The sequence below is a fragment of the Amycolatopsis sp. NPDC114478 genome (genome assembly GCF_055633805.1).
The window spans coordinates 275961-287920 of record NZ_JBVKDO010000008.1 but is presented as its reverse complement, the minus strand read 5'-3'; the positions used below and the strand labels follow the sequence as shown (position 1 = coordinate 287920).

Annotated in this window: 12 protein-coding genes; 6 read left to right on the top strand and 6 right to left on the bottom strand. The window is 70.9% G+C overall.

Going from position 1 to position 11960, the window contains the following annotated elements; translation table 11 throughout:
• Window positions 1-18 precede the first annotated feature (18 nt).
• The 6 genes from hsaA to ACZ7OH_RS24145 all read left to right on the top strand — a co-directional run bounded on the left by hsaA (window position 19) and on the right by ACZ7OH_RS24145 (window position 5302).
• Window positions 19-1182 (top strand): 3-hydroxy-9,10-secoandrosta-1,3,5(10)-triene-9,17-dione monooxygenase oxygenase subunit, encoded by a 1164-nt coding sequence (gene hsaA / locus ACZ7OH_RS24170; RefSeq protein ID WP_470282816.1) that lies wholly within the window; start codon window positions 19-21, stop codon window positions 1180-1182.
• Complete coding sequence (hsaD, locus tag ACZ7OH_RS24165) at window positions 1182-2027, top strand: 4,5:9,10-diseco-3-hydroxy-5,9,17-trioxoandrosta-1(10),2-diene-4-oate hydrolase (RefSeq protein WP_470282815.1); 846 nt, start codon at window positions 1182-1184, stop codon at window positions 2025-2027. The genes hsaA and hsaD overlap by 1 nt, the downstream gene beginning before the upstream one ends.
• Window positions 2027-2938 (top strand): iron-dependent extradiol dioxygenase HsaC, encoded by a 912-nt coding sequence (gene hsaC / locus ACZ7OH_RS24160; RefSeq protein ID WP_470282814.1) that lies wholly within the window; start codon window positions 2027-2029, stop codon window positions 2936-2938. The genes hsaD and hsaC overlap by 1 nt, the downstream gene beginning before the upstream one ends.
• Complete coding sequence (gene hsaB, locus ACZ7OH_RS24155; RefSeq protein WP_470282813.1) at window positions 2935-3474, top strand: 3-hydroxy-9,10-secoandrosta-1,3,5(10)-triene-9,17-dione monooxygenase reductase subunit; 540 nt, start codon at window positions 2935-2937, stop codon at window positions 3472-3474. Before hsaC ends, hsaB begins: the two co-directional genes overlap by 4 nt.
• Before the next feature lie 60 nt (window positions 3475-3534).
• Window positions 3535-4581 carry a hypothetical protein gene (locus tag ACZ7OH_RS24150; protein ID WP_470282812.1) on the top strand — a complete coding sequence of 349 codons (1047 nt, stop codon included), beginning with the start codon at window positions 3535-3537 and terminating at the stop codon, window positions 4579-4581.
• A 121-nt stretch (window positions 4582-4702) separates the two neighbouring features.
• Window positions 4703-5302 (top strand): Rv1733c family protein, encoded by a 600-nt coding sequence (locus ACZ7OH_RS24145; protein WP_470282811.1) that lies wholly within the window; start codon window positions 4703-4705, stop codon window positions 5300-5302.
• 409 nt (window positions 5303-5711) lie between these two features.
• Here the strand turns inward: ACZ7OH_RS24145 and ACZ7OH_RS24140 are convergent, their stop codons facing one another.
• The 6 genes from ACZ7OH_RS24140 to ACZ7OH_RS24115 all read right to left on the bottom strand — a co-directional run bounded on the left by ACZ7OH_RS24140 (window position 5712) and on the right by ACZ7OH_RS24115 (window position 11955).
• Window positions 5712-5966, bottom strand: coding sequence for a Smr/MutS family protein (locus ACZ7OH_RS24140; RefSeq protein WP_003092780.1), 255 nt, complete (start codon window positions 5964-5966; stop codon window positions 5712-5714).
• A complete protein-coding gene (locus tag ACZ7OH_RS24135; RefSeq protein ID WP_470282810.1) occupies window positions 5963-7024 on the bottom strand; it encodes an MBL fold metallo-hydrolase in 1062 nt (353 codons plus the stop codon). The genes ACZ7OH_RS24140 and ACZ7OH_RS24135 overlap by 4 nt, the downstream gene beginning before the upstream one ends.
• Before the next feature lie 9 nt (window positions 7025-7033).
• Complete coding sequence (locus ACZ7OH_RS24130; protein WP_400889551.1) at window positions 7034-8050, bottom strand: fatty acid desaturase family protein; 1017 nt, start codon at window positions 8048-8050, stop codon at window positions 7034-7036.
• 103 nt (window positions 8051-8153) lie between these two features.
• Window positions 8154-10532, bottom strand: coding sequence for an ATP-binding cassette domain-containing protein (locus ACZ7OH_RS24125; protein ID WP_470282809.1), 2379 nt, complete (start codon window positions 10530-10532; stop codon window positions 8154-8156).
• Entirely contained in the window at window positions 10529-10777 is a 249-nt protein-coding gene (locus ACZ7OH_RS24120) for a helix-turn-helix transcriptional regulator (protein WP_470282808.1), read from the bottom strand. Before ACZ7OH_RS24120 ends, ACZ7OH_RS24125 begins: the two co-directional genes overlap by 4 nt.
• Entirely contained in the window at window positions 10762-11955 is a 1194-nt protein-coding gene (locus ACZ7OH_RS24115) for an MFS transporter (RefSeq protein ID WP_470282807.1), read from the bottom strand. Before ACZ7OH_RS24115 ends, ACZ7OH_RS24120 begins: the two co-directional genes overlap by 16 nt.
• Between the last annotated feature and the right edge of the window lie 5 nt (window positions 11956-11960).

Here is an 11960-nt window from a genome sequence, read left to right as displayed (position 1 = left end):
AAGAGAGAGGAACTACGCATGAGCGAGCAGGTGATCGCCGGGGTCCGGGACCTCCTGCCGGTCCTGCGGGAACGGGCCCAGGACACCGAGGACGCGCGGAACGTGCCCGAGGAGTCCGTCAAGGCCCTGCAGGAGACCGGGTTCTTCAAGATGCTGCAGCCGAAGCCGTTCGGCGGGCTCGAAACCGACCCGGTGAGCTTCTACACCGCGGTCAAGCTGATCGCGAGCGCGTGCGGGTCCACCGGCTGGGTCGCCTCCATCCTCGGCGTCCACCCGTGGCACGTGGCGCTGTTCGACCAGCAGGCGCAGCAGGAGGTCTGGGGCGAGGACGAGGACGTCCGGATCTCCTCGTCGTACGCGCCGATGGGCAAGGCGGAGGTCGTCGACGGCGGCTACCGGTTGTCCGGCCGCTGGAGCTTCTCCTCCGGCTCCGGCCACTGCACGTGGGTGCTGCTCGGGGGACCCGCGTTCAAGGACGGGAAACCGGTCGACTTCTGCACGTACCTGCTGCCCATCGCGGACTACACCATCGTCGACGTCTGGGACACCGTGGGCCTGCGCGGCACCGGCTCGAACGACATCGTCGTCGAGGACGTCTTCATCCCGCAGCACCGGGCGCTGAGCTTCATCGCGACGTCGAAGTGCAAGGTGCCGGGCCAGGCGATCAACCCCGGTCCGCTGTACCGGCTGCCGTACGGCTCGGTGCACCCGTCCACGATCACCGCGCCGATCATCGGCATGGCCCAGGGTGCCTACGACGCGCACGTCGAGCACCAGCGCAAGCGCGTGCGGGCGGCGTACGCCGGTGAACAGTCCAAAGAGGACCCGTTCGCCAAGGTGCGGATCGCCGAGGCGGCCAGCGAGATCGACGCCGCCTGGCTGCAGCTGACCCGCAACATCGACGAGCTGTACGAACTCGCCAAGCGCGAGGAACGGCTGCCCGCGGACCTGCGGCTGCGCGTCCGGCGCGACCAGGTGCGCGGCACCGAACGCGCGATCTCCGCGATCGACCGGCTCTTCGAGAACTCCGGCGGCCGCGCGATCCAGCGCGGCACGCCCATCCAGCGCTTCTGGCGCGACGCGCACGCCGGCCGCGTCCACGCGGCCAACGACGCCGAGCGCGCGTACGTCATGTTCGGCACCGGCGCCTTCGGGCTCCCCGTCGAGAACGCGATGTACTGATGGCCGCACCGGAAGGCAAGTACGTCCAGGCCGGGTCGCTGAACCTGCACTACCACGAAGCCGGCGCGGAACACGCCGAGACGGTCATCCTGCTGCACGGCGGCGGGCCCGGCGCGTCGGCGTGGAGCAACTTCGGGCGCAACCTGCCCGAGTTCGCCAAGCACTACCGCACGATCGCCGTCGACCAGCCCGGGTTCGGCCGGTCGGACAAGCCGACCGAGCACCCGCAGTACTTCCGCCACAGCGCGGACGCCGTCGCCGGCCTGATGGACGCCCTCGGCATCGAACGCGCGCACTTCGTCGGCAACTCCCTGGGCGGTGGAGCCGCGGTGCGGTTCGCGCTCAACCACGGCAAACGCGCCGGGCGCCTGGTGCTGATGGGCCCGGGCGGGCTGAGCGTCAACCTCTTCGCGCCCGACCCGACCGAAGGCGTCAAGAACCTCGGTCGCTTCGGCGCCAAGCCTTCGCGCGAGCGCATGGAGGCCTTCCTGCGCATCATGGTCCACGACCAGGCGCTGATCACCGACGAGCTGATCGACGAACGCTTCGCCGCGGCGAACACCCCGGAGTCCCTGGCCGCGATGCGCGCGATGGGGAAGTCGTTCGCCCACCCCGAAACCTACGAAGAAGGCATGCTCTGGCGCGAAGCCCACCGGCTGCGCCAGCGCGTGCTCCTGATCTGGGGCCGCGAGGACCGCGTCAATCCGCTGGACGGCGCCTTGGTGGCCTTGAAGACGATTCCGCGCGCGCAGCTGCACGTCTTCGGCGGCTGCGGGCACTGGGCCCAGCTGGAGAAGTTCGACGAGTTCAACCGGCTGGCCCTCGACTTCCTCGGGAGTTCCTGATGGGCATCCGGTCACTGGGCTACCTCCGCGTCGAAGCCACCGACATGGCCGCGTGGCGCGAGTACGGGCTCAAGGTGCTCGGCATGGTCGAAGGCAGCGGCACCAACCCGGACGCGCTCTACCTGCGCATGGACGACTTCCCGGCGCGCCTGGTCATCTCACCCGGGTCCGCGGACCGGCTGGTCGTCACCGGCTGGGAGGCGGCCAACGCCGCCGAGCTCGCCGAGATCCGGTCGCGTTTGGACAGTGCCTCCGTGCCGTACAAGGAGGGTACGCCGGAGGAGCTGGCCGACCGCCGCGTCGACGAGCTGATCAGCTTCGACGACCCGTCCGGGAACACCCAAGAGGTGTTCCACGGCGTCGCGCTGCAGCACCGGCGGGTGGTGAGCCCGTACGGCCACAAGTTCGTCACCGGCGAGCAGGGCCTCGGCCACGTCGTTTTGTCCACAAAGGACGACGAGGCGTCGCTGCGATTCTACCGGGACGTCCTCGGTTTCCGGCTGCGCGACTCGATGCGGCTGCCGCCGCAGATGCTCGGCCGTCCCGCCGACGGCCCGCCCGCGTGGCTGCGGTTCTTCGGCTGCAATCCCCGCCACCACAGCCTGGCGTTCCTGCCGATGCCGACGCCGTCCGGGATCGTGCACCTGATGGTCGAGGTCGAGAACACCGACGACGTCGGCCTGTGCCTCGACCGCGCGATCCGGCGGAAGGTGCCGATGTCGGCCACCCTCGGCCGGCACGTCAACGACCTGATGCTGTCGTTCTACATGAAGACCCCCGGCGGCTTCGACGTCGAGTTCGGCTGTGAGGGCCGGCAGGTCGACGACGACAACTGGATCGCCCGCGAAAGCACCGCGGTTTCCCTGTGGGGCCACGACTTCTCGGTCGGCGCGCGGCCTCCGGGCTCATGACGTCCGTGGCGGTCGACCAGACCGAGTTCCGCAGTGTGCTCGGGCACTTCTGCACGGGCGTCACCGTGGTCACCGGCCGCGACGGCGACACCCTCGCCGGGTTCGCCTGCCAGTCGTTCGCGGCGCTCTCGCTGGACCCGCCGCTGGTGCTGTTCTGCCCGGGCCGGACCTCGCGGACGTGGCCGGTGCTCGCGGCGGCGGGCCGGTTCGCGGTCAACGTGCTGGCCGAGGACCAGCAGGAGGTCAGCGCGGTGTTCGGCGCCCGCGGCGAGGACAAGTTCGCCCGCGTCGGCTGGACGCCCGCGCCGTCCGGGGCGCCGCTGCTCGACGGCGCGCTGACGTGGATCGACTGCGCGCTGGAAGCGGTCCACGAGGCCGGCGACCACTACGTCGTGATCGGCCGCGTGACCGCGCTGGGCGCGCCGTCGGACGCCCGGCCGCTGCTGTTCCACCGCGGCCGGTACTCGGTCACCGAACCGGTGCGGGACCCGCTGTCGGCGCTGATGCCCTGGCCGCGGCCGGACGACTGGCTCTGACGTAACGGCTGCGGGGCCGCGGGCGACTTCCCGGGAAGTCGTCGCCCGAGGAGGACTTCCGTGCAGCTGTCCGGTTTCCCGGCCGCCGAGGTGGAGTTCGACCGGACCGGCGAGCTCGTCGGCGACCGGGGTGAAGCCGTCCGGGCGCTCGCGGCCGATCCGGCGGTCACCGACCTCGTCGTCCTGACCCACGGCTGGAACGACGACCACCTCGTCGCGCGGCTGCTGTATTCGGCGCTGGCGGGGTCGCTGCGCGCGGTTTCGGGCGATCCGCCGGGCCGCCGGCTCGCGTTCGCGTGCGTGCTGTGGCCGTCGCGCAAGCTCGCCGAGGGCGGTTTGGCGGAGCGGCTGGACCTGCTGCGGGACCTGGTGCCCGGACAACGGCTCACCATCGACGCCGCGGCCGACCTCCTCCCGGCGCTGGCCGCCCGCGCGACCGCGCGCACGGCGTTCGCCGCTGCCCTGCTTTCGGCCGCGACCCGCGGCGCGGACGACCACGAAGACGCGTCGACGCAGCTGTTCACCCTCCCCGGCGGAACGGTGATGGACCGCCTCGGCGCGACGAACTTGCTGGACTTCCTCGCGTACTACGAGCTGAAGGCACGCGCGGGTGCGGTGGGCGTCCGCGGCCTCGCGCCGCTGCTGGCCGGTCTCATCGGGACGAAGGTCCACCTCGTCGGCCACGGCTTCGGCGGCCGGTTGGTGACGGCGGCGGCCAACGCGGCCGCGTCCGTGAGGACCCTGACCCTGCTGCAGGCGACCCTCTCGCACCACGCCTTCACCGGCACATTCCGCCGGATCGTGGCCGACGGCGTCGTGACCGGGTCGATCATCGTCACGCACTCCGCGCACGACGACGTCGTCGGCGTTCCGTTCGCGATCGCGTCCCGGATCGTCGAAGCCGCGCCCGGCCACTTCGGCGCACTCGGGCGCACCGGCGCGCAGGGGATCGCCGACGCCGGAGAGCTGGTGCCGGTGGGCGGCACCTACCACTGGAAGCCGGGGGTGCCGCACAACCTGCGGGCGGACCGGTTCGTCCGCAGCCACACCGATGTCTGCGGGCCGCAGATCGCTCACGCGCTGTCGTCGGCGATCGCGGCGAGTTAATCGATCGGGTGGTTGTGCAGGGGTTCACAGGTGGGCCGCGTCCCATTCACGAGAGTAAGCCGAGCCTTCGCGGGCACACTGGTACCCAGTTGATGCTTTTCCTGGGAGGAGTGTGTCGCGCATGCGTGGGCCCAGCGGACGGATTGCCCGGTTCCGGCGCCGGTTGCACCCCGGCCGCAACCCGCTGACCAGGTTCGGTGACCGCCTCGAGGCCGCGCTGCTGGTGCTGGTCTTCGCGGGCGCTCTGCTGGCGCTGCCGTTCGCGGCGGCGTTCGGCTCCGAGACCTACGCCGCGCAGACGGCCCGCGCCGAGCAGGAACGCACGACCCGCCACCCGGCGACGGCGGTGTCCCTGGCCGCGGCGCCCAACCAGACGTACAGCACCGACGGCGCGGGCGCCCCGGCCGACCAGACGACGGTCCAGGCGGCCTGGTTCGACACGCGCGGAGCCCGCCACACGGGCGACGTCCTGGCCGACGCGGGCAGCCCGGCGGGCACGCACGTATCGGTGTGGCTGGACCAGCGCGGCGAGCTGACGAACGAGCCGCTGTCGCCGTCGACGTCGGCGGCCGACGGCATCTTCGCGGCGATCCTCCTGTGGGTGGCGATCACAGGCACGCTGGCCGGTTTGTACGGAATCGGCAGGTTCGCGGTGAGCCGCCTCCACGCATCGGCGTGGGACCGCGCGTGGGCCGAAGCCCGCCACGACAGCCGGTTCTGACGAATCCGTCCTGATGCGCTGAGCGTCCGACTTCCGTAACGAACGCCCGCTGATCCTCACGGCCCTCTTGTTCGTGCTCACCATTCGAGGCCACCCGCAAGGCCACCGAAAGCGTCCGGCGGCGGATCTACGTCACCTACTTCCGGTCGACGAGCCCGACCGCCCTCGACGCCGCGGCGCGGCGGCACTTTTTCGGCGAGTCCTGCTCAATTCGGACAACCCGTCGATGATCGACCACCTTCGGCAGGAGCTCTCGATGTGGGTGCGATCAGCGCCGGGATCTTCGACGATGAGCGGGTCCTCATCTCCTACACCGGCGGACCGACCGGATCGTCGGCATCGGAATCCGCAGCCGTGAGGTCGTCCGCGACTGCGAGTGCCTCGCGGCGCAGCACGAGGGCGGCTGACCTCACTTCCAGCGGAAGTGCACGAACACCCGGCCGAAGTTGTCCTTGTCCTTCTCGACCCGGTGGTAGAGCGCCTTCACGTCCTTGCGCTCGAGGAACCGCAGTACGTGCTTCTTCAGCTGGCCCGACCCCTTCCCGGGGATGATCTCGACCAGCGGTGCCTTCTTGGCGACGGCTTCGTCGATGATCGCGCGCAGCGCGCGGTCGATCTCGCCGCCTCGGTTGTAGATGTCGTGGAGGTCCAGCTTGAGTTTCACAGCGCCTGCCACCAGCCGTCGACCGGCGGGGGCTCGCTCACGTCGATGCGCTCGCCCGGGCGGGGGATCGCCAGCGGCAGGTCCGCCGCCTTCGCCTCGCGCCACACCCGGTCCGCCGGCTCGCCCCACGGGTGCATCGCCAGCTGGAACGTTGCCCAATGGACCGGGACCAGCAGCTTCGCGCGGACGTCGATGCCCGCCGCGACGCCTTCCTCCGGGGTCATGTGGATGTCCGGCCACTGCGGGGCGTACGCGCCGATCTGGATCAGGGCCGCGTCGAACGGGCCGTGCGCCTCCCCGATCGCGGCGAACCCGTCGAAGTAGCCCGTGTCACCGCTGTAGAACACCCGGTGCGCCGGCCCGAGGAGCGCCCACGACGTCCACAGCGTGTCGTCGTTGGTGATGCCGCGGCCGGAGAAGTGCTGGGCCGGGGTCGCCACGAACCGGACGCCCGCGACCGTCGCCTCGTCGTGCCAGTCCAGCTCGATGATCCGGGACGCCGGGACGTGCCAGCGTTCCAGGTGCGCGCCCACCCCGAGCGGGACCAGGAACGGCGCTTCCGACGCCGCCACCAGCTCGCGGACGGTGGCCAGGTCCAGGTGGTCGTAGTGGTCGTGCGAGATCACCACCGCGTCGACCCGGCCGAGGCCGGACAGCGGCACCGGCGGCTCGTGCAGCCGCCGGGGGCCGGCGAACGCCGCGGGCGACACGCGGTCGCTCCACACCGGGTCGAGCAGGATGCGCGCGCCGTCCAGCTCGATCAGCGCCGACGCGTGGCCGTACCAGGTCAGGTGCAGGCCGTCGGTCGCGTCGACCGCCGCCGACGCGACCAGCGGTACCGCCCCGGCGGGTTTGCGCAGCTCGCGGTGCTCGCCGAAGAACATCTCGCGGAAGATGGTCCGCATCGACGCCGCGGTCATCGGGTGCCGCGGCGCGGCGTTGCGGAACACCTTGCCGTCGAACTGCGGCGACGCGCGGACCCGCTCGGCCCGCGCGCCGGTGGCTTTCGCGCCGAACGCCGCCGGCAGGTCCCGCAGTGCCGCGATCGTCTTCCTCATGCCCCGAGTCTACGAACGGTTCCTGAGAGGCGCCCCAGCTTCATGCAGGTGGGTGAGGGCCTGCCGGTAGGACTCGACCAGGCTCGTCTGCAGGTAGGGGATGCCCAGCTCGGCGCAGTAGCCCTGGACGATCGGCTGCGCCAGCCGCAGGTGCCGCGACGGCATGCTCGGGAACAGGTGGTGCTCGATCTGGTAGTTGAGGCCGCCGAGGGCGACATCGGTGACGACGCCGCCGCGGACGTTGCGGGACGTGAGGACCTGCTTGCGGAGGAAGTCCAGCTCGGGGCGCCCGGTCAGCGTCGGCATGCCCTTGTGGTTGGGCGCGAAGATCGATCCCATGTAGACACCCCAGAGTCCTTGGTGGACGGCGAAGAACAGCAGTGCCATGCCGGGGGAGAGCACCGTGAACAACGCCGTGAGGTAGACGACGAAGTGCGTGGCGAGCAGCGCGGCTTCGACGCCGCGGCGGCGCAGGCCCGGCTTGCGCACCGCGCGGATGCCCGAAACGTGCAGGTTCAGGCCTTCGAGCGTCAGCAGCGGGAAGAACAGGAAAGCCTGGTACCGCCCGATGAACTTCGCGACGCCGCTCGCGTTGCGCGCCTGGTCCTTCGACCACACGAGGATGTCGGGATCGACGTCCGGGTCGAGCTCCTCGTGGTTGGGGTTGGCGTGGTGGCGGGTGTGCTTGTCCATCCACCAGCCGTAGCTCATCCCGATGCCGAGGTTGCCGGCGAGCATCCCGGCGATCTCCGTGGGTCGCCGGCGCCGGAACACCTGCTTGTGCGCGAGGTCGTGCGAGAGCAGGGCGATCTGCGCGAACATGACCGCCTGGAAAGCGGCGACGGCCAGCTGCCACCACGAGTTCCCGAGCAGCGCGAAGGCGACCCAGCCGGCCGCGAACAGCCCGCCGACGACGGTGAACCGGGCGGTGTAGTAGCCGGGCCGCCGCACCATCAGGCCGGCGGCGGAGATGCGGTGGCTCAGCCGGGCGAAGTCGCTGCCGGTGCTGATCTCTGTCGTGGTCACGCCCCCGAGTTTCGCGGTAGGGGGGCCCGGCCGGAACCCGGAGCGCCCCCGGCACATTCCGGGGGCCCGCCCTACCGAGATGTCTGGTATGGGCGCCGGTGCGTCAGCCGACGTACTCCGCGAGGTGCTCGCCGGTCAGCGTCTTCTTCCTCGCCTTCACCAGCTCCGCCGGTGTCCCCTCGAACACCACCCGGCCGCCGTCGTGGCCCGCTCCCGGGCCCAGGTCGATGATCCAGTCCGCGTGGGCCATCACCGCCTGGTGGTGCTCGATGACGATCACCGACTTGCCCGCCTCCACCAGCCGGTCCAGCAGGCCCAGCAGCTGCTCCACGTCGGCGAGGTGCAGGCCCGCCGTCGGCTCGTCGAGGACGTACACCCCGCCCTTCTCCGCCATGTGCGTCGCCAGCTTGATCCGCTGCCGCTCGCCGCCGGACAGCGTCGTCAGGGGCTGGCCGAGCGTCAGGTACCCCAGACCGACGTCCGACAGGTGCGTCAGGATCTTGTGCGCCGCCGGCAGTGCGGCGTCACCGGACGCGAAGAACTCCGTCGCCGCAGCCACCGACATCCCGAGCACCTCGCTGATGTCCCGGCCGCCGAAGGTGTACTCCAGGACTTCCGCGTTGAACCGCTTGCCCTCGCACACCTCGCACGGCGTCGCGGTGCCGGCCATGATCCCCAGGTCGGTGTAGACGACGCCGGCGCCGTTGCAGTTCGGGCACGCGCCTTCGGAGTTCGCGCTGAACAGCGCCGGCTTGACGCCGTTGACCTTGGCGAACGCCTTGCGGATCGGCTCCAGCAACCCCGTGTACGTCGCCGGGTTGCTGCGGCGCGAACCGCGGATCCCGGTCTGGTCGACCGTCACGACCCCCTCGCCGCCGGACACCGAACCGTGGATCAGCGAGCTCTTGCCCGAACCCGCCACCCCGGTCACGACCACCAGCACGCCGAGCGGGATGTCCACGTCGACGTCCTGCAGGTTGTGCGTCGAAGCGCCGCGCACCTCCAGCACCCCCGACGGCGAGCGCACCGACGACTTCAGCGACGCCCGGTCGTCCAGGTGCCGGCCGGTCAGCGTCTTGCTCTTGCGCAGCCCGGCGACCGTGCCCTCGAAGACGACTTCGCCGCCGGCGGAACCGGCGCGCGGGCCGAGGTCGACGACGTGGTCGGCGATCGCGATCACCTCCGGCTTGTGCTCGACGACCAGCACCGTGTTGCCCTTGTCCCGCAGCTGCAGCAGCAGGTCGTTCATGCGCTGGATGTCGTGCGGGTGCAGGCCGATCGTCGGCTCGTCGAAGACGTAGGTGACGTCGGTGAGCGACGACCCCAGGTGCCGGATCATCTTGGTGCGCTGGGCTTCCCCGCCCGAAAGCGTCCCGGATGGACGGTCGAGCGAGAGGTAGCCGAGCCCGATCTCGACGAACGAGTCCAGCGTGTGCTTCAGCGCGTCCAGCAGCGGCGCGACCGTCGGCTCGGCCAGCTTCCCGACCCACGCGGCGAGGTCGCTGATCTGCATCGCGCACGCGTCGGCGATGCTGATCCCGTCGATCTTCGACGACCGGGCCTCCGCCGACAGCCGCGTGCCGTCGCAGTCCGGGCACGTCGTGAACGTGACGGCCCGCTCGACGAACGCGCGGATGTGCGGCTGCATCGAGTCGACGTCCTTGGCCAGCATCGACTTCTGGATCGCCGGGACCAGCCCGGAGAACGTCAGGTTGATGCCCTCGACCTTGATCTTGGTCGGTTCCTTGTAGACCAGGTCGTTGAACTGCTTCTTGGTGAACTTCTTGATCGGCTTGTCCGGGTCGAACAGGCCGGAGCCGCGGAAGATGCGGCCGAACCAGCCCTCCATGCTGTAGCCCGGGATCGTGATCGCGCCTTCGTTGAGCGACTTGTTCTCGTCGAACAGCGCGGTCAGGTCGATGTCGTTGACCTTGCCGCGGCCCTCGCAGCGCGGGCACATGCCGCCGGTGATGCTGAAGCTGCGGCGCTCCTTGATCTGGCGCCCGGCCTTCTCGATGGTGACCGCGCCGGCGCCGCTGATCGAGGCGACGTTGAAGGAAAACGCCTGTGGCGAACCGATGTGCGGCTGCCCGAGCCGGCTGAACAGGATGCGCAGCATCGCGTTCGCGTCGGTCGCGGTGCCGACCGTGGAGTGCGGGTTGGCGCCCATCCGCTCCTGGTCGACGATGATCGCCGTGGTGATCCCGTCCAGCACGTCGACGTCGGGACGCGCCAGCGTCGGCATGAACCCCTGCACGAAGGTGCTGTAGGTCTCGTTGATCAGCCGCTGCGACTCCGCGGCGATCGTGCTGAACACCAGCGAGCTCTTGCCGGAGCCGGAAACCCCGGTGAACACCGTCAGGCGCCGCTTGGGCAGCTCGACGCTGACATCCTTGAGGTTGTTCACGCGGGCGCCGTGGACGCGGATCAGGTCGTGGCTGTCGGCGACGTGCGACGCGGACTTCCTCGCGGGCTTGGTCATCGGGTCTCCAGCACTCGTTCGAAGGTGGGGGTTCGGCCGGCGTGCGCCGCACGCTGGTAGCCGTGCGGGGTTTCGCCGTAGGCCTGGCGGAACCGGTGGGTCAGGTGTTCGGTCGTCATGCCGGCGTCGCGGGCGAGCGCTTCGAGGTCGAGGGTCGCTTCGCGGCCGATGCGGTCGCGGACGCGGCGCAGCAGCGCCAGCTCGCGGAAGTGCTCGTGCGCGGCGGCTTTCAGGCTGAGGCACATGTCGGTTCCCTTTCGCGAGTGCGGCCGAGCACGGCCCGGGCCGCGATCGGGAGCAGCAGCAAGGTCAGCACGCCGGACAGCACGAGCCCGCCGGTGCTGCCGGCCAGTTCGATCAGCGGCCCGCCCAGGGCCAGGCCCAGTGGCGCGGCGACGGTGGCGCCGGTCGTCCACAGCGTGACGACCTGGTGTTGTTCGCCCGGGGCCAGCCCCGACTGCAGGAAGCTGTAGGCGACCGGCGTGAACGGCGCGTACACCAGGCCGCCGAGGCCGAAGACGACCAGCGCGAGCGTGAGGTTCCCGGCGAACGCGAGCGCGATCGGGCACAGCGCCCACAAGCCGATGATCGCGACCAGCAGCGGCCGCTGCGGCAGGTTCCGCAGCTGGTTGACCAGCGCGGAGCCGAGGAACGCGCCGACCCCCAGCACGCCCCACAGCAGCCCCAGGCCGGACGCGCCCGCGTGCAGCGTGCCGCTCACGTACAGCGGGAGCGCCACTTCGATGGGCATGTAGAGGAAGTTGAAGAAGAACTCGACGACCAGCAGCCGCGCGGCCACCGGGCGGCGTCGTAGGATCCGCCAGCCGGACGTCTTCGGCTCACGCAGGGCGTCGCGGCCCGCGGCCGCGCGGGGCACGAAACGGAGGGTGGCCGCGAGCAGGACCAGCGCGCCGCCCGCGTCGAAGAAGAGCGCGTAGCCCGCGCCCGCCGTCGCCACGACCAGCCCGCCCAGCACCGGTCCGGCGATGTAGAGCGCGAACGTGGTGTTGAGCCCGAGCAGGCCGTTGACCGAGAACCGCCCGGCGTCGCCCGCGGCTTCGGTCGCCAGCAGGCGGCGGCTGCTCGACCCGGCCAGCTTGCCCGTCGCGCCGAAGAGGAGCCCGGCGATCAGGACGGGCAGCGTGAGCCGCCCGGTGACGGCCAGGACGCCGAGCGCGGTGAAGGTGAGCGACCGCAGCACGCAGTCGGCGACCAGGAGCGTGCGCGGCGGGACGCGCACCCGGCCCAGCCCGATGGCCAGCGCGAGGACGGTCGACAGCACGAACGGCGCCGCCTCGACCAGCCCGATCGCGATCGCCTTCGGGACGTTCCCGTGCAGGGACAGCGTCTGCACGGGCATGGCGACGATGATCATGCCGGTGCCGACGTTGGCCAGCAGGTCCCCCAGCAGCAGCCCGGCCACGCGCC

Coding starts and splice junctions, on each gene's coding strand:
- hsaA (WP_470282816.1), top strand. CDS start 19: ATGAGCGAGCAGGTGATCGCCGGGGTCCGGGACCTCCTGCCGGTCCTG.
- hsaD (WP_470282815.1), top strand. CDS start 1,182: ATGGCCGCACCGGAAGGCAAGTACGTCCAGGCCGGGTCGCTGAACCTG.
- hsaC (WP_470282814.1), top strand. CDS start 2,027: ATGGGCATCCGGTCACTGGGCTACCTCCGCGTCGAAGCCACCGACATG.
- hsaB (WP_470282813.1), top strand. CDS start 2,935: ATGACGTCCGTGGCGGTCGACCAGACCGAGTTCCGCAGTGTGCTCGGG.
- ACZ7OH_RS24145 (WP_470282811.1), top strand. CDS start 4,703: ATGCGTGGGCCCAGCGGACGGATTGCCCGGTTCCGGCGCCGGTTGCAC.
- ACZ7OH_RS24135 (WP_470282810.1), bottom strand. CDS start 7,024: ATGAGGAAGACGATCGCGGCACTGCGGGACCTGCCGGCGGCGTTCGGC.
- ACZ7OH_RS24125 (WP_470282809.1), bottom strand. CDS start 10,532: ATGACCAAGCCCGCGAGGAAGTCCGCGTCGCACGTCGCCGACAGCCAC.
- ACZ7OH_RS24120 (WP_470282808.1), bottom strand. CDS start 10,777: ATGTGCCTCAGCCTGAAAGCCGCCGCGCACGAGCACTTCCGCGAGCTG.